The organism is Butyrivibrio sp. INlla16 (assembly GCF_900104155.1).
GTDB lineage: Bacteria > Bacillota > Clostridia > Lachnospirales > Lachnospiraceae > Butyrivibrio.
Genome location: NZ_FMYB01000023.1, coordinates 11803 through 27727, shown reverse-complemented (window position 1 = coordinate 27727; position 15925 = coordinate 11803). Strand labels below are relative to the sequence as shown.

The window sequence follows — 15925 nt, the reverse complement described above, 5'->3', positions numbered from 1 at the left end:
TTATGGCATATGTTGAAAAGATTACCAGAAAAGGTACGGATTATCTCCTTATTACGTTCGGAGCATTCTTATACGCAATAGGGACCAGTCTGTTTAATGATCCTAATAATATTGCGCCCGGTGGTCTTACCGGTGCAGCTATCGTTCTGAACAGAATTGTGCCTATAGGAACGGGTGTATGGTTCATGCTTATGAACATTCCTATTCTTTTTCTGGCAATCTATAAATTTGGAATAAGATTTACGATTTCGACTGTTTACGCTACGGTAGTCAATTCTATTTTTACGGATCTTATCGCAAGATATGCGTCGGGGATTATCGTTAAGGATGTAATTCTCGGTGTGATATTCGGCAGTATTTTTGTTGCCGTAGGAATCGGTATTACATTTAAATGCCACGCGACTACGGGCGGAACGGATGTTATAATAAAGATACTTAGAATTAAGTATCCTCATATCAAGACCGGTGTGCTTTTCATGATGATAGATATATTTGTTGTGAGCTTTGCCGGTGTTGTTTTAAGAGATATAAAAGTTGTTCTGTATTCATTCCTTGCTGTAATGATAACATCCTATGTTATCGACTTTGTTCTTTATGGTCGAGATGAAGCTAAGCTTATTTATATTATTTCGGATCATACAGATAAGATCACATCCAGACTTCTTAAGGAACTGGATGTCGGTGTAACACATGTTTTCGGACAGGGTGCTTACAGTGGTGAAAATAAGAAGGTTATACTCTGTGCTATAAAAAAGAGACTTTCTCCTATGGCGGAGGATATAGTCCGTGAGGAGGATCCTGATGCATTTATGATAGTTACAAGTGCGTCAGAGATATTCGGTGAAGGCTATAAGAGCTATTTTGATGAGCGGATATAATACTTATGAAGAAAACTGAAAATACCAAAAACAACAGCAAAATGGTTAAGAATACCAAGAATCTGATTTCGGTTATTTTCCTCAGCCTTGTGAGTCTTTTGGCGCTGTCGACCTGTATCGGACTCCTTCTTAGCAATGCTGCGATAAGAAGACAGGCTGATGCATCGCAGAGTGAGCTCGACGCACTTGAGACGGAGGGGTATTACACTACTGCGAGAGCCAACCAGCTTATCGATCAGGCTGATGCAAAGGCGCGTAAGGAAGAAGGAGACAGGCTCAGGGACACCTTCAGAGGGAAGCTCGAAGAGGGCGATAGAATAGGTGCTATAAGAACCCTCTATCCCGATGAAATAATTACCGAATATGCAGGGCAGTATTATTTTACTCCTATAGATGAGTCGCTTCCCCTAAGTCCGCTGACAGAGGAGGATTTTCAGCTCCTTGAAGACGGAACTGTAAAGTATATAGGAACGGATGAGAGTCTGTCTGTTACTAAAGGAATTGACGTTTCCAGAACCCAGGGCGATATTGACTTTTATAAGGTTAAATCCGAAGGCATAGATTTTGTAATGATAAGAGTGGGACTTCGCGGTTCTGTCGAGGGCACTATTCTTGAAGATGACTATTTTAAGACAAATATAAAGAATGCTCAGAAGGCCGGACTGGAGGTCGGAGTTTACTTCTATTCACAATCAATTGATGCTGATGAGGCTGTGGAAGAGGCGGAATACGTCTTAAAACAGATTAAGAATTATGAAATTACTTACCCTGTGGCACTTGATCTTGAACAGACAAATTCATCGGATGCCAGGACCTCAAAGCTGACAAAGCAGATTTATTCGGAAATCGCCGATGCTTTTTGCGAGAGGGTAAAAGAAGAAGGATATACTCCCATGATAATGGGCGGCATAAGGACTTTTACAGAGTTCCTTGAGCCGGTATCGCTGGAAAAATATCCTGTATGGGTATCCTATTATGGATTCCCCCAATACTATCCTTATGACTATAGGATGTGGCAGTTTTCAAGAAATGGCGTTATTGATGGTATTGAAGGAGAGGTAAACCTGGATTTTTGTGTTATCCGTAAAGAATAAATGAAAGTAAAGTAAAAATACTTGACACTTTAAAATATATGCGATATTATATGCTTCGTGCGTATAGTATCGCATTTTTTGTATTGTTTATTATCTGTTTGGAGATACAATGGAGAGAATTGTTGAACAGGGGCTTTTGTATGACTTTTACGGCGAGCTTCTGACTGATCATCAGAGAAAAGTATATGAGGATGCGGTCTACAATGATCTTTCCCTTGTGGAGATAGCTGAAGAGTATGATATCAGCAAGCAGGGAGTTCATGACCTTTTAAAGAGATGCACCAATTCTCTTGAAGGATATGAGAAAAGACTTCACATGATCGAAAGAACAGACAGGATCAGACATCAGCTTAATGAGCTTGCGGGTGCTGCTTCTGACAAGGAACTTAAGGATGATGAACTTAGAGCGGTTGTCCTTAAGGCAATAGAATCAATTACAGAGGAGCTGTCATAACATATGGCATTTGAAAACTTATCCGATAAACTGCAGAATGTATTCAAGAATCTGCGCGGCAAGGGCCGTCTGTCGGAGGAGGATGTCAAGACTGCCATGAAGGAAGTCAAGATGGCACTTCTCGAGGCGGATGTAAACTTCCGTGTGGTTAAGTATTTTGTTAACAAGGTTCAGGAGAGAGCTGTCGGTGAGGATGTTTTAAACGGACTGAATCCTGCGCAGATGGTTGTTAAAATTGTTAACGAAGAGTTGACTGATCTTATGGGATCTGAGATCACAGAGATCCAGTTCCAACCCGGTAAGAGCATCACTGTTATAATGATGTGCGGCCTTCAGGGTACAGGTAAGACGACTACCGCAGCCAAGATAGCAGGCAAGGTTAAGCTTAAAGGTAAAAAGCCTCTTCTTGTAGCCTGTGATATTTACAGACCGGCGGCTATTGATCAGCTTGAAATCAATGCCAAGAAACAGGAAGTTGATTTCTTCTCCATGGGGACTGATGTCAGTCCTGTAGAAATTGCTAAGGCTGCAATAGAACATGCTGAGAAAAATAATGAAAATGTGGTAATTCTTGATACCGCAGGCCGACTGCAGATCGATGAAGATATGATGCAGGAGCTGGTGGCAATTAAAGAAGCAGTCACTGTTCACCAGTCACTTCTTGTTGTTGATGCCATGACAGGTCAGGCTGCTGTAGATGTAGCAGTTCAGTTCAATGATAGAATCGGCATCGATGGAATCGTCCTCAGTAAGATGGACGGTGACACGAGAGGTGGTGCGGCACTCTCTGCAAGACAGGTTACAGGCAAGCCTATTCTTTATGTTGGTATGGGCGAGAAACTCTCAGATCTTGAGCAGTTTTATCCCGACCGTATGGCCAGCAGAATTTTGGGAATGGGCGATGTGCTCAGCCTCATCGATAAGGTTGTAGAGACCAATCGTGAGCGCGATGAAGAAAAAGAGCGCGAGATGGCCTCCAAGATGAAAAAAGGTAAGATCGATTTTGAGATGTACCTTGAGTCCATGAAGCAGATGCGAAATATGGGCGGCCTTGGAGCAATTATGGGAATGCTTCCCGGAATGGGTAAGATCGGAGATGATCAGCTTCCCGATGAAAAGCAGCTTGCCAGAATGGAAGCCATAGTACTTTCAATGACACCGGCCGAGCGTAAAAATCCGAAGCTCATGAACCCTCAGAGAAAATACAGAATAGCTAAGGGTTCCGGCAATGATATAGCAGATGTAAACCGTTTCATAAAGCAGTTTGATCAGATGCAGAAGATGATGAAGCAGATGCCCGGACTTATGGGTAAAAAGGGCAGACGCGGACTTGGCGGTTTAGGCGGCCTTGGAAAGGGCGGCTTTGGTAAGTTCTTTTAAACAATTAGTTATGAGTATCCTGAAAGGATTTCATATAGATACATGATGATTGCGGAGAAATTCGTTTATCATAGTTAACATTTTTATTTATTAAACGGAGGATTTTAAAAATGGCAGTAAAAATTAGACTTAAGAGAATTGGTAAAAAGAAGGTTCCTTTTTATCGTATCGTTGTTTCTGATTCAAAGTTCCCTGTAAACGGAAAATTCATCGAGGAGATCGGAACTTATGATCCTAACACAGATCCCAGCACATGCAAGGTAAATGAGGAACTTGCAAAGAAGTGGCTTGCAAACGGTGCTCAGCCTACAAATGTTGTTAGCAAGATCTTCAAGCAGGCAGGTATTAAGTAATCACTTTTTAACTAGGGGAAAATTCATGAAAGAATTGGTTGAAGTTATTGCAAAGGCTCTGGTTGAAAACCCTGATGAGGTCGTTGTGAATGAGAAAAAAGACGGCCAGACCATTGTTTTGGAGCTACACGTTGCACCTTCTGATATGGGTAAGGTAATCGGAAGACAGGGACGAATTGCAAAAGCAATCCGCTCTGTTGTTAAGGCTGCATCAACCAGAGAGAACCTTAAGGTTGACGTTGAAATCGTCGATTGATATGACTATGCCCGGGGCTGCAATTACAGCTCCGGGTATTTATTTTTCTATGGAGAGTTATGAATTTTTATATAATGACATTATTCCCGGAAATGGTTATGGATGTACTTAATACAAGCATATTAAAACGTGCCATGGATAAGGGAATAATCACGGCAAAGGCAATAAACATCCGAGATTATGCAGACAACAAGCATAACAAGGTTGATGATTATACATATGGCGGCGGAGCGGGAATGCTGATGCAGGCACAGCCAATTTATGACTGCTATCAGGATATATTGAGGTCTAAAAGAGAAGATAAGCCTGATTCGAATCCGAGAGTTATATATGTTACGCCTCAAGGGGAGGTTTTCAGTCAGTCAAAAGCTAGAGAACTTTCCTCAGAGGAGGACGTTATTTTTCTATGTGGCCACTACGAAGGAATAGATGAGCGTGTGCTTGAGGAGATAGTCACTGATTATATTTCTATAGGTGATTATGTGCTCACGGGAGGTGAGCTTCCGGCCATGGTAATGATTGATGCTGTGGCAAGACTTGTTCCCGGAGTTCTTAACAATGATGAATCTGCAGAGACGGAATCTTTTGATGACGGACTTCTTGAATATCCGCAGTATTCAAGACCGGAAATCTGGATGGATAAGAGGGTTCCGCCGGTTTTACTCTCGGGTAATCACGCGAATGTAGATGTATGGCGTTTTCAGAAGTCGCTTGAAAGAACAAAAGAGCGAAGACCGGAACTTTACAATAAATATGTAGAGGAACATCCGGAGCAGTTTACACCCAAAGCGATAAAGAAGAGAAACAAGATTCTTGATAAAATTAAGGAGCAGACATGACAGAATATTTTCAGGTTGGCGTAATTGCCTCGACACACGGACTTAAGGGTGAAGTTAATGTTTTTCCTACCACACAGGATCCGGAGAGATTTCTTGATCTGAAAAAAGTAATCCTTGATACCGGAAGAGACGGAAAAAAGGAGCTTACGATAGAGAGAGTTCGTTTTAACAAAAAATTCGTTATCGTAAAATTCAAGGAATTCAATGATATTAATGAGGTTGAACGCCTTAGGCAGAAACCGCTTATTGTTCGCAGAGAGGACGCCATTCCCTTGGAAGAGGGTGAGTACTATCTTGCGGATCTCGAAGGAATGAAGATTGTTGATGAGGATGGAAAAGAGCTCGGTATTTTGCAGCAGGTTATTCAGACCGGTTCCAATGATGTTTATGAAATGAAGCGTACCGATGATCCTGATGCAGAAACAGTCATGATTCCGGGAATTAAAGAATGCGTTAAGAATATTGATATAGAAAACGGGATTATGACCATACATGTAATGGATGGTTTGTTTGATTGATGATCGGGCAAGAGCTGAAATGAAATTAGCGGTTAAGCTGTGCAGGTGGTATAATTATTGTAGCTAAATTCATAAGGAGGAAGCGGTTATGGTAGATTATACTGAAGGTGCCGGATATCAGTATCATATTCATCTTAAAGAAGGTGATGTGGGTCGGTATGTTATTTTGCCGGGTGATCCGGGAAGATGTGAGAAAATTGCGGCCTATTTTGATGATGCGAAGCAGGTTGCTTATAACCGTGAATATAACACCTATACCGGTTATCTTGACGGAGAGAAAGTAAGTGTTGTTTCGACCGGAATAGGAGGAGCATCAGCATCTATTGCAGTAGAGGAACTTCACAAGATAGGCGCAGATACTTTTATAAGAGTTGGAACCTGCGGTGGAATGCAGCTTGATGTCATGGGCGGAGATCTTATTGTCGTTAACGGCGCTATAAGAGCGGAAGGAACGTCAAAAGAATATGCGCCGATTGAATATCCTGCGGTTGCTACATTTGATGTAACACAGGCACTGAAGGAGTCTGCCGAGAAACTTGGCATAAGACATCATGTCGGTGTTGTTCAGTGTAAGGACGCTTTTTACGGACAGCATGAACCTGAGACAAAGCCGGTATTTTATGAGCTTGAGAACAAGTGGGAAGCATGGAAAAGATGTGGATGTCTTGGCTCTGAGATGGAGTCCGCAGCACTTTTTATTGTTGGACAATGGCTTCGCGCAAGAACGGGTGCTGTAATGCTTACAGTTGCCAACCAGGAGAGGGCTAAGGCCGGGCTTGATAATCCTCAGGCACATGATACTGATGCGGCTATCCGGGTAGCTATAGAGGCACTAAAGAAGCTGATTGCCAAAGATAAAGCTTGACTTCGCGAGCAAAATTATGGTATTATTTCATAGTTGCGAAAATGACGGTCCTCTGGTACGCATTTTATCATGTATTTAAGAACGTCCATTTATATAGTATAGGAGAAAGCAAATGAACACAATCATTGCAGAGATCGAGAAGGAGCAGCTTAACGAGAACGCTCCTGAGTTCAACACAGGTGACACAGTACGTGTTTACAACAAGATCAAGGAAGGAAACCGCGAGAGAGTACAGGTTTTCGAAGGAACTGTTAAGAAGATTCAGGGTGGTTCAAACCGCACAACATTCACAGTTCGTAAGATCTCAAATGGCGTAGGTGTTGAGAAGACATGGCCTCTTCACTCTCCTCTTGTAGAGAAGGTTGAAGTTGTGAGAATGGGTAAGGTTAGAAGAGCTAAGCTTAACTACCTTAAGGGCCTCACAGGTAAGAAGGCAAAGGTCAAGGAAAAGGTTCGCTAAGAATGATTTCTTTGGTAAGGGCAGTTACTTTTTAGTAATTGCCCTTTTTATCTTTTGGGATTTTTAAGGAGTGTTTATGCTTCGGAAAAATAGATACAGACCAATGTATTTGGAAAAGAAAAAGAAGGTAACGCCCGAAATTTTCAAGGAGATTCTTTCGTGGGTGTTCTATACCGCGGTGGCTTTTTTTGTGGCCTTTGTTCTTGTGCTCTGTTTCGGAAAAAGAGTCAGAGTCATCGGAGATTCGATGGAACCTTCGCTTACTAATGGTCAGAGTGTACTTGTTAACGGGATTGTCTACAAGCTCACCTCGCCAAAGAAGGATGATGTGATTGTTTTTTTGCCAAATGGTAATGAGAAATCACATTATTATGTCAAGAGAGTGGTTGCGGTCCCTGGGGAGACGGTAAAAATTGAAGGCGGCAATCTTTTGGTGAATGGCGAAACTGTCGTCACTGAAGATCGTGAATATGATAAAATGGAAGAAGCTGGAATAGCTGAAAATGATATTACTTTGGGGAGCGGAGAGTTTTTTGTTCTCGGTGATAACAGAAACAGCAGTGAAGATTCCAGAAGTGCCAATATTGGTGTTGTGAAGCTTTCGACCATTGCAGGCAAAGCGTGGTTATCCTATGGATCTAAAGAGGGTAAAACAGGCTTTGTGGATTAAAGGTAGAATGTATGAATAATTATCAGTGGTATCCCGGTCATATGACCAAGGCTATGCGCATGATGCAGGAAAACATCAAGCTTGTAGACCTGATAATAGAACTTACGGATGCAAGAATACCGATGTCGGGAAGAAACCCCGATATTGACAAACTCGGGCAAAATAAGTCCAGACTTGTTATCTTAAATAAAGCTGATCTTGCAGACCCTGATATCAGTAAGGAGTGGATAGAGTATTTTTTATCCACCGGGGCAAGAGTTATGGAGATGAACTCCAAAACGGGCTCGCAGGTAAGAACAGTTCTGGATCAGGTCACTGAGAGCTGCCGGGAGAAGATTGAGCGTGATAAAAAGAGGGGGATAGTAAACAGACCTATAAGGGCGATGGTTGCAGGTATCCCCAATGTGGGCAAATCAACTTTTATAAACCGGATTTCCGGAAAGGCGGCAGCAAAAACAGGCAATAAGCCCGGTGTTACAAAGGGTAAGCAATGGATTATGCTCAGGAAGAATTTGCAGCTTCTTGATACGCCCGGAGTATTGTGGCCAAAGTTTGATGATGAAACTGTAGGACTTCACCTTGCACTTATCGGTTCCATGAATGATGAGAACCTTGATAAGGGTGAGCTTGCAGTAAGCCTTATAAGAATTCTCGAGGACTGGTATCCCGGTGTCCTTTCAGACAAATATGGAATTACGGACAAGCAGAAACTCCTCTATGAAGAGGATATGTATGAGACCCCGGAGTCATCAATTCTTACAGCTATAGCCGATAACAGGAAACTGATAAAACAGGGCGGAAAAGCTGATATAGAAAGAGCATGCATGCAGCTTCTTGATGATTTCAGGAATGGGAGACTTGGAAAAATATCTTTGGAGAGACCAATATGAATAAAATAGAAGAGTTTATGAAAAGTGCAGGCAGTACTATCCTTACAGTTTTAATCGTCTGCATTATAACAATGCTGTTTATGAAATTTGTTGCTCAGAGAACAGATGTAGACGGTGAGTCTATGATGTATACACTTCACGATGGTGATGTGCTGATGGCAGATAAGCTTACTTACAAGTTTTCCAAGCCAAAGAGATTTGATATAGTTATTTTCCCGTATCCACAGGATCCCAGCGAATACTTTATTAAAAGGGTTATAGGGCTTCCCGGAGAGACCGTTCAGATAGATTATGACGGTAATATCTACATAAACGGAGAGATACTTGAGGAGCATTACGGTGCAGAAATAATCCAGAATCCCGGCAGAGCTGAAGAACCGATAACTCTTGGTGATGATGAGTATTTTGTTATGGGAGATAACAGAAATTACAGTATGGATTCAAGAGAACCGCTCGTAGGAAATATAAAGGGAGCTGATATTATCGGCAGAACCTGGCTCAGGATGTATCCTTTTTCATCTTTCGGAATAATTGACAAAAACAAGGAAAATAAGAGCGATGACTGAGAAAATAGGTGTCATTAAGTCTGAACTTTCAAATGCTGTTTCCGTAGAGGATTACGAAGCATTTTGCCAAAGATATGAGGCTGATGACAGAGCGGGAGTCAAAAAACTGGTTGAGTCCGCAAAAAAGCATATAACAGCTATTGAAAATGAGAAGAAGCGCCTCTATGAGATGAGAAGTTACGAGAGGCTTCATTCTGATAAAAAATATATCTGTGGTATAGATGAGGTTGGAAGAGGCCCTCTGGCGGGACCGGTATACGCTGCAGCGGTCATTCTTCCGGCGGATGCTGAAATACTGTATATAAATGATTCAAAGAAATTATCCGAAAAAAAGAGAGAAGAGCTTTATCAGGAAATAATGGAAAAAGCTGTATCGGTTGGTATTGGCTTTAGTACCCATGAGCGAATTGACGAAATCAACATCCTTCAGGCTACATTTGAGGCTATGGCTAAGGCTGTAGATAATCTTTCTGTTAAGCCTGATATTTTGCTTATTGATGCGGTTCATATACCGCAGCTTGAAGCCTATCCTCAGGAATCGATAATAAAGGGTGATGCCAAAAGTGTATCTATAGCTGCGGCAAGTATTATTGCCAAGGTTACGAGAGACAGACTTATGGCCGAACTTGACAGTAAGTATCCGGGTTACGGTTTTTCACATAACAAAGGGTACGGAAGTGCAGATCACATAGCTGCTCTTCGGCAAATCGGACCTTGTGAGATTCACAGAAAATCCTTTATAAAAAATTTTCTTAATTAAGAAAGCGTGCCTGCATGAGTATCATTCAGAATTTGACCGGTAACAGGCCTGTTGTACAGGTTGATGGCCATATTGTTAATCAGAATGCTGCAAAATCGCAGGACTCATTGCGCTCTTTGGAGACAGGGGAGAGACTGTCCGGCAAGATTATTTCCATGTCTGATGAGAATGGGGCAAAAAATGCCCAGATAAGACTTGGAGACGACACTGTAATAAATGCAAAGCTCCAGGATGGCATGTACCTTAAGGAAGGACAGACAATATCTTTTCAGGTGCGCGGAACATCAGGACAGATAACACTTACACCTCTTTATGAAAATACTTCTGTGGATCCGACTGCTCTGAAAGCGCTAAACGCAGCAGGAATTGAGGTCACACAGGATACCGTTAACATGGTAAAGACCATGATGGAAAACGGAATGGGAATTGACAAGGATTCCTTAAATGCCATGCAACAGACGGTGAATTCTCACCCTGAGGCAGAGGTTACTTCTCTGGTTCAGATGAAGGCTCTTAATATTCCAATAACAGAACAGAATATCGGGCAATTTGAAAGCTATAAAAATTATGAGCATCAGGTTGTGGAGACCATGAAATCTATTATGGATGATCTTCCCGAGGCTTATAATCAGCTTGTACAAAATGGTGAAGGCGAAAAGGCAAATGATCTTTACGGGAAGATATTAAATATGCTCTCGGATGGCGCAGAGCATATGGAGCAGACTGTGGTCAAGGGTAATGCTGCCACTATGATTCCGGAGCAGAATGCAGCGGCGGGGACAAATCTGGCTACAGGTGAAGTAATAAAAAACGCAGATGCGGCAAACGGCGAACAAACGATACTCGCCGAGGGTGAAAACGAAAGTACAGTTACGCCCCAGAACAATGATGCAAAAGTTATAACTGCAAACGGTGAGAATATTATAAATCCGGGCGACGACGTGGCAAGTGAAGCACAAAAGTCCGGAAATGTGCAGAATACGCAAAGTACTGTAAGTGATGATCCGAATATCAAAGAGCTTCAGGTGAACTCTGAAGAAACGCAGTCCGGGAAAGTAACAGAGAAAGCAGCCGGTGACCAAAGTGCAAGCACACAGAAAATGGTTTTTGATAATGACTTTGCCAAGCTTATCAAAGAACTAAACACAAATACAGGCGCTACCGGTGACCAGATACAAAAGCTTATTGCTCAGGCCGGTACGGGTAAAAGTACTGAGATTGATCAGATGGCTCTTATAAAAGAACTCGCCGATGCTTATCAGGCAGCATCACATTCAGCTGAAAATAAGGAAGCTGCTTTTTCAAAAATATTCAGTAGTAATGAGTACAATAAACTCATGAAAAATGTGATGCAGGAAGAATGGCTGATAAGACCTGATGATGTGAGTATAAAGGAGAATGTTGAAAATCTCTACACAAGACTGAGTACACAGGCCAAGCAGCTTACCCAGCAGCTTACAGAGAGTCTTGGACCCGAGAACAAAGTTGCACAAAGTGCCATGAATCTCCAGAATAATATTGATTTCATGAATCAGATTAACCAGATGTTTCATTATATTCAATTGCCTCTTAAGATGGCAGACCAGGATGCTCACGGTGATCTTTATGTTTATTCAAACGGCAAGAAAAAGTTTGAACCGGGAGATACGGTAAGTGCGATCCTGCATCTGGATATGGATAATCTCGGACCGCTCGATGTTTACGTGAAGATGAAAGATACCAATGTAAAGACAAATTTCTATGTCGCAGACGAATCGGTTATTGATCTTATTGCAGAGCACATCGGTGAGCTGAACGATCGACTGAATAAGCGTGGGTACACTATGGAAGCGAGGATGATGCTTCATACCGATCAGGATGAAAACAGTGAGGATCCGCCCGTCAGCAGTTTGCTTGATTCGAAAAAGACAGCTTTTTTATCAACAACATCATTTGATGCGAGAGCATAAGAGGGCTAACACATGGCAGATAACAGTGATCTTGAAAAAGGAAAGACGAAGGATGGAAAACCAAAGCAGGCGATAGCTCTTGCGTATGATCCGAATGAAGACGGGGCTCCCCGCGTTATAGCAAGCGGAAAGGGCATCGTGGCCGAAAGAATTATTGATGCTGCTAAAGAGCAGGATATCCCGATTCACGAGGATTCGAAGCTTGCAGATACTCTGTCGAAGTTGGAAATCGGTGAAATGATTCCTCCCGAGCTTTATGAGGTAGTGGCTGAGATTCTGGTATTCGTAGATGCTATGGATAGGATTAAGGCCAAAGAAAATAATAGATAAGTTTTATGAATAAAAGAGAAACAGGACAATATTATGAAAATCTCGCCTGTGAGTATCTTTCGGAAAATGGAGCAAAGATTGTTTGCAGAAATTTCAGGAGTAAAAAGGGTGAGATCGATATTATAGCAAGAGATGGAAAATATCTTACTTTTGTTGAGGTAAAATACAGAACATCAGCTCGTTTCGGTGAACCGGAAGCGGCGGTGGATTCCCGGAAGCAGAAGACAATCTGCAGGGTGTCGGATTTTTATAAAATACGGTTCGGTATAAGCGAGGAATGCCCGATAAGATATGATGTTGTTGCCATAAAGGTTGACGAAACATCAGCTATTCATATAAGATGGCATAAAAATGCTTTTTCATATATTCCCTACAATGCGTGGTGATAATAGAGGAGGATTTACAGATAGTGCAGAACGTTTTGGTATGTGATGACGATAAAGAGATAGTTGAAGCTATTGAGATATATTTAAAACAGGAAGGAATTAATGTTTTTAAAGCCTTCAATGGCGTTGAAGCATTGGAGATTGTAAAAACAAATGAGATTCATGCGGCTATCATCGATATTATGATGCCTGTAATGGATGGAATTCAGTGCACAATGAAGATAAGAGAGCACAGTTCCATTCCGATTATTATTCTTTCCGCCAAATCAGAGGATGCGGATAAGATTCTGGGACTCAATATTGGTGCAGACGATTATGTGACTAAGCCATTTAATCCGCTTGAACTTGTGGCCAGAGTAAAGTCAAATCTACGTCGCTATACGGAGCTTGGAAATGCGGATACAAAGGATGCCGATGATGAATACATTTTCCGCGCCGGCGGACTTGTTCTCAATGACAATTCCAAGTCTGTAACCGTGGACGGAGAAGAGGTCAAGCTTACCAAAATTGAATACAACATTCTGATGTTCCTTATCAAGAATAAAGGGAAGGTGTTTTCTATCAGCCAGATATACGAGAATATCTGGAACGAGAACGCTGTGTCTGTTGATAATACTGTTGCAGTACATATCAGGCATATCAGGGAAAAAATTGAGATTGATCCCAAAAATCCCAAATATCTTAAGGTTGTTTGGGGTGTAGGCTATAAAATCGACACTGAGGATTGATAATGTTTGATAAAATATTCAGGCATAAGACCATGTCCTGGATCAGCAGATATATACTTAGAATTTTTCAGCACATATGTCTTGCTGCGGTAGTTGCTCTTGTTTTTTATATTTATAAAGGGTCTACCTTCACGGGCACGGACGGTGTTGTCTATAATTTGCAGAAGGACGACATCGGAAAAGAATATGCCGATTCGGAGCTTTTTAATTCAATATTATTTGACAATCTGAGAAATGCGGTGGAGTTTGCCGCATATCAGACTCTTTTTGAGACCGATGGAGTATATAACGGAGATAAAAATATTGATGTAACCGCTTTTATTAACAGAAATACAGTTTTACAGAGCGATTATATTACTGCGGTTTACCCGGTTTCAAATTTGATCAAGTGGTCCCAGAATGGCTTTGAATATGATGATGCGAATTTTACTACAAAAGAAAGCAAGGATTTCTTATCTGCTACTACAGTATACACGCATCTCTTGAAAAATAATGCTGAGGGTGGAATGAATGCGTTCTTAAACTCTCAGCTTGAAAACAATGCGGTAAGAGCCAATGTGAAGGAAGTCGATAAGGACGGAGCCGGATCACATACTGTTTTGATTCCCAGATATAAAACCATTAACGGTGAAAATATCGAGGATATTGTTTCGGGCTGGGATGAGTATAATCAGCTATGTGCAAATATCACCGAGACCGCATCCACAATGGCTGCAGGGTATGAGCGTTATGATACATATAAGGACAAATATTCGTTTTACAAATCGAATTTCAGATATTATATCACCAGAACGATTAACGCCCGCACTGAAGTATTTACAAATGTTGATTCACTTAAGAGCGGCACAAACGGACTGAATATGAAGGATGTTTTCAAGTCCTACGGAAGGTATATTTATTACTGCCCTTATGATATCGAATATTCAACCAATACTCAGATAAGCGAGGATTCCTTAAGACAGCTTCTTGGCAATTATCAATATGCCTTCCCCGATCAAATGAAGTTCTATTTTGCAATCGATATTAACAAGACTGCCAATATAGATGATTTCAAGGTTGGAAAAGAAGCGTTTAACAGGTATATGCCGTACTACAGGCAACTGTATATAATAAGTGCAATTTTCGCGGTGATGTATGTGATTGTACTTGTCCATCTTTCAATATATGAAGGACGAATCGAATACGCTGACGGAAAAGTAGGCGGGATTGAGAGAATAGATGTTATCCCGATAGAAATTGTGTTTGTGTTTTCACTGGCTGTTTTGGGTATTTTGTTTGGGCTATTCCAATTCGCCATCAATAATTATGAAGTTGTTAAATATAACACAATGAGTATGTCGCTTCTTGCAGGAGGACTCTCTTTTGTAGGTGATAATGCAATATGTTATGCAATTTACAGCATAATCAGAAGAGCCAAGGCAGGACAATTATATAAAACATCCCTGTTTAAGTTTATTATCGGGCTGATTCATAAGCTTTTTGATAAGATGACACTCAGGCAGAATCTTTTTGTGAGAACGGTGCTGCCGTTTTTGACTTCTACTCTGCTTAATCTATATCTTATTCTTAGATGGGGCGCTGTAGGAATTGTTATAGTTGTAGTCCTTGATGTTGCTGTGGCGATATATATTATAAACCTTAACAATGATAAGTTTATCATCCTTGATGCGCTAAAAAGGATTGCTCAGGGCGAGATTGATGTCAAGGTGGATGTTAATAAGCTTCACAGCAGTAATGTCTACTTTGGGGAAGAACTAAACAAGATTTCGGTTTCTGTTGAAGAAGCTGTAAATCGAAGTATGAGAGATGAGAAGCTGAAGGCTGACCTTATAACAAATGTATCGCATGATATCAAGACGCCTCTTACATCCATAATCAATTATGTTGATCTTCTGAAAAGAGAAAACATTGACGATCCGAAAGTCAGTGAATATATAAGGATACTTGATAATAAGTCGCAGAGACTGAGGCAGCTCACAGACGATCTTGTGGAGGCTTCGAAGATTTCTTCCGGCAATATTACACTTACGATGACGGAGCTCAATTTTGCCGAGTTTGTAAATCAGATTCTTGGTGAGTTCTATGAGAAATTCGAGAGCTTCAGGCTGGTGCCCATTCTTAAGTGCGAGAAGTATGATGTGTTTATTCAGGCTGATGCAAGACAGCTGTATCGTGTCATCGAGAATCTTTTGAACAATGTATGCAAATATGCTCTTCCTGATACAAGAGTGTATATGGATCTTTTTGTGACAAAAACGGAGATAGGTGTCAGCAAAGCAGTTTTCTCTGTTAAGAACATCTCGAAAAATGAGTTGAATATAAACGCGGATGAACTTACAGAGAGATTCATAAGAGGAGATATTTCCAGAAGTACCGAAGGTTCGGGACTTGGACTATCCATTGCAAAAAGTCTTACTACAGCAATGGGAGGAGAGTTTGAGATTATTCTTGACGGTGATTTGTTCAAGGTAAATGTGGGATTTGAAACCGGAAAATTCAGCAACGGAAATCCCGCTTCGGAAAAAATGGGATAAATAATAAAAAAGACT

19 protein-coding genes are annotated in these 15925 nt (G+C 41.2%); all 19 read left to right on the top strand.

What is annotated here, in order from left to right; translation table 11 throughout:
• Nucleotides 1-2: 2 nt before the first annotated feature.
• The 19 genes from BLR42_RS11905 (at nt 3) to BLR42_RS11815 (ending at nt 15910) form a co-directional block, all read left to right on the top strand.
• A complete protein-coding gene (locus BLR42_RS11905; protein ID WP_022760218.1) occupies nt 3-878 on the top strand; it encodes a YitT family protein in 876 nt (291 codons plus the stop codon).
• 5 nt (nt 879-883) lie between these two features.
• Nucleotides 884-1972 (top strand): glycoside hydrolase family 25 protein, encoded by a 1089-nt coding sequence (locus BLR42_RS11900; protein WP_091869321.1) that lies wholly within the window; start codon nt 884-886, stop codon nt 1970-1972.
• 109 nt (nt 1973-2081) lie between these two features.
• Nucleotides 2082-2426 (top strand): YlxM family DNA-binding protein, encoded by a 345-nt coding sequence (gene ylxM / locus BLR42_RS11895; RefSeq protein ID WP_091869319.1) that lies wholly within the window; start codon nt 2082-2084, stop codon nt 2424-2426.
• Nucleotides 2427-2429: 3 nt separating this feature from the next.
• The gene (gene ffh / locus BLR42_RS11890; RefSeq protein ID WP_022760215.1) at nt 2430-3806 is read left to right on the top strand and encodes a signal recognition particle protein; all 1377 of its coding nucleotides are present in this window, start codon (nt 2430-2432) and stop codon (nt 3804-3806) included.
• Nucleotides 3807-3916: 110 nt separating this feature from the next.
• Complete coding sequence (rpsP, locus tag BLR42_RS11885; RefSeq protein WP_022760214.1) at nt 3917-4159, top strand: 30S ribosomal protein S16; 243 nt, start codon at nt 3917-3919, stop codon at nt 4157-4159.
• Nucleotides 4160-4184: 25 nt separating this feature from the next.
• A complete protein-coding gene (locus tag BLR42_RS11880; RefSeq protein WP_022760213.1) occupies nt 4185-4415 on the top strand; it encodes a KH domain-containing protein in 231 nt (76 codons plus the stop codon).
• A gap of 59 nt (nt 4416-4474) precedes the next feature.
• Nucleotides 4475-5254, top strand: a complete 780-nt coding sequence (trmD, locus tag BLR42_RS11875) for a tRNA (guanosine(37)-N1)-methyltransferase TrmD (RefSeq protein ID WP_091869317.1) — start codon at nt 4475-4477, stop codon at nt 5252-5254.
• Entirely contained in the window at nt 5251-5772 is a 522-nt protein-coding gene (gene rimM, locus BLR42_RS11870) for a ribosome maturation factor RimM (protein ID WP_022760211.1), read from the top strand. The genes trmD and rimM overlap by 4 nt, the downstream gene beginning before the upstream one ends.
• An 88-nt stretch (nt 5773-5860) precedes the next feature.
• Nucleotides 5861-6637, top strand: a complete 777-nt coding sequence (udp, locus tag BLR42_RS11865; RefSeq protein WP_022760210.1) for a uridine phosphorylase — start codon at nt 5861-5863, stop codon at nt 6635-6637.
• 112 nt (nt 6638-6749) lie between these two features.
• The gene (gene rplS / locus BLR42_RS11860; protein ID WP_022760209.1) at nt 6750-7097 is read left to right on the top strand and encodes a 50S ribosomal protein L19; all 348 of its coding nucleotides are present in this window, start codon (nt 6750-6752) and stop codon (nt 7095-7097) included.
• Nucleotides 7098-7173: 76 nt separating this feature from the next.
• The gene (lepB, locus tag BLR42_RS11855) at nt 7174-7767 is read left to right on the top strand and encodes a signal peptidase I (protein WP_091869315.1); all 594 of its coding nucleotides are present in this window, start codon (nt 7174-7176) and stop codon (nt 7765-7767) included.
• 11 nt (nt 7768-7778) lie between these two features.
• A complete protein-coding gene (gene ylqF, locus BLR42_RS11850; protein ID WP_091869313.1) occupies nt 7779-8657 on the top strand; it encodes a ribosome biogenesis GTPase YlqF in 879 nt (292 codons plus the stop codon).
• Nucleotides 8654-9223 (top strand): signal peptidase I, encoded by a 570-nt coding sequence (gene lepB / locus BLR42_RS11845; RefSeq protein WP_091869311.1) that lies wholly within the window; start codon nt 8654-8656, stop codon nt 9221-9223. The genes ylqF and lepB (BLR42_RS11845) overlap by 4 nt, the downstream gene beginning before the upstream one ends.
• On the top strand, nt 9216-9983 hold the full coding sequence (locus BLR42_RS11840; protein WP_091869309.1) for a ribonuclease HII: 768 nt from the start codon (nt 9216-9218) through the stop codon (nt 9981-9983). The genes lepB (BLR42_RS11845) and BLR42_RS11840 overlap by 8 nt, the downstream gene beginning before the upstream one ends.
• 14 nt (nt 9984-9997) lie before the next feature.
• Entirely contained in the window at nt 9998-11932 is a 1935-nt protein-coding gene (locus BLR42_RS11835; protein WP_091869307.1) for a flagellar hook-length control protein FliK, read from the top strand.
• A 12-nt stretch (nt 11933-11944) separates the two neighbouring features.
• A complete protein-coding gene (locus BLR42_RS11830; protein ID WP_022760203.1) occupies nt 11945-12262 on the top strand; it encodes an EscU/YscU/HrcU family type III secretion system export apparatus switch protein in 318 nt (105 codons plus the stop codon).
• A 5-nt stretch (nt 12263-12267) separates the two neighbouring features.
• On the top strand, nt 12268-12648 hold the full coding sequence (locus BLR42_RS11825; RefSeq protein ID WP_091869305.1) for a YraN family protein: 381 nt from the start codon (nt 12268-12270) through the stop codon (nt 12646-12648).
• Between the two features lie 23 nt (nt 12649-12671).
• Nucleotides 12672-13376 carry a response regulator transcription factor gene (locus tag BLR42_RS11820; RefSeq protein ID WP_091869303.1) on the top strand — a complete coding sequence of 235 codons (705 nt, stop codon included), beginning with the start codon at nt 12672-12674 and terminating at the stop codon, nt 13374-13376.
• 2 nt (nt 13377-13378) lie between these two features.
• A complete protein-coding gene (locus tag BLR42_RS11815; RefSeq protein WP_091869301.1) occupies nt 13379-15910 on the top strand; it encodes a sensor histidine kinase in 2532 nt (843 codons plus the stop codon).
• The last annotated feature ends 15 nt before the right edge of the window (nt 15911-15925 follow it).

Bases quoted from the DNA above. Each gene is read 5' to 3' on its own strand.
- BLR42_RS11905 (WP_022760218.1), top strand. From the start codon at position 3: ATGGCATATGTTGAAAAGATTACCAGAAAAGGTACGGATTATCTCCTT.
- BLR42_RS11900 (WP_091869321.1), top strand. From the start codon at position 884: ATGAAGAAAACTGAAAATACCAAAAACAACAGCAAAATGGTTAAGAAT.
- ylxM (WP_091869319.1), top strand. From the start codon at position 2,082: ATGGAGAGAATTGTTGAACAGGGGCTTTTGTATGACTTTTACGGCGAG.
- ffh (WP_022760215.1), top strand. From the start codon at position 2,430: ATGGCATTTGAAAACTTATCCGATAAACTGCAGAATGTATTCAAGAAT.
- rpsP (WP_022760214.1), top strand. From the start codon at position 3,917: ATGGCAGTAAAAATTAGACTTAAGAGAATTGGTAAAAAGAAGGTTCCT.
- BLR42_RS11880 (WP_022760213.1), top strand. From the start codon at position 4,185: ATGAAAGAATTGGTTGAAGTTATTGCAAAGGCTCTGGTTGAAAACCCT.
- trmD (WP_091869317.1), top strand. From the start codon at position 4,475: ATGAATTTTTATATAATGACATTATTCCCGGAAATGGTTATGGATGTA.
- rimM (WP_022760211.1), top strand. From the start codon at position 5,251: ATGACAGAATATTTTCAGGTTGGCGTAATTGCCTCGACACACGGACTT.
- udp (WP_022760210.1), top strand. From the start codon at position 5,861: ATGGTAGATTATACTGAAGGTGCCGGATATCAGTATCATATTCATCTT.
- rplS (WP_022760209.1), top strand. From the start codon at position 6,750: ATGAACACAATCATTGCAGAGATCGAGAAGGAGCAGCTTAACGAGAAC.
- lepB (WP_091869315.1), top strand. From the start codon at position 7,174: ATGCTTCGGAAAAATAGATACAGACCAATGTATTTGGAAAAGAAAAAG.
- ylqF (WP_091869313.1), top strand. From the start codon at position 7,779: ATGAATAATTATCAGTGGTATCCCGGTCATATGACCAAGGCTATGCGC.
- lepB (WP_091869311.1), top strand. From the start codon at position 8,654: ATGAATAAAATAGAAGAGTTTATGAAAAGTGCAGGCAGTACTATCCTT.
- BLR42_RS11840 (WP_091869309.1), top strand. From the start codon at position 9,216: ATGACTGAGAAAATAGGTGTCATTAAGTCTGAACTTTCAAATGCTGTT.
- BLR42_RS11835 (WP_091869307.1), top strand. From the start codon at position 9,998: ATGAGTATCATTCAGAATTTGACCGGTAACAGGCCTGTTGTACAGGTT.
- BLR42_RS11830 (WP_022760203.1), top strand. From the start codon at position 11,945: ATGGCAGATAACAGTGATCTTGAAAAAGGAAAGACGAAGGATGGAAAA.
- BLR42_RS11825 (WP_091869305.1), top strand. From the start codon at position 12,268: ATGAATAAAAGAGAAACAGGACAATATTATGAAAATCTCGCCTGTGAG.
- BLR42_RS11815 (WP_091869301.1), top strand. From the start codon at position 13,379: ATGTTTGATAAAATATTCAGGCATAAGACCATGTCCTGGATCAGCAGA.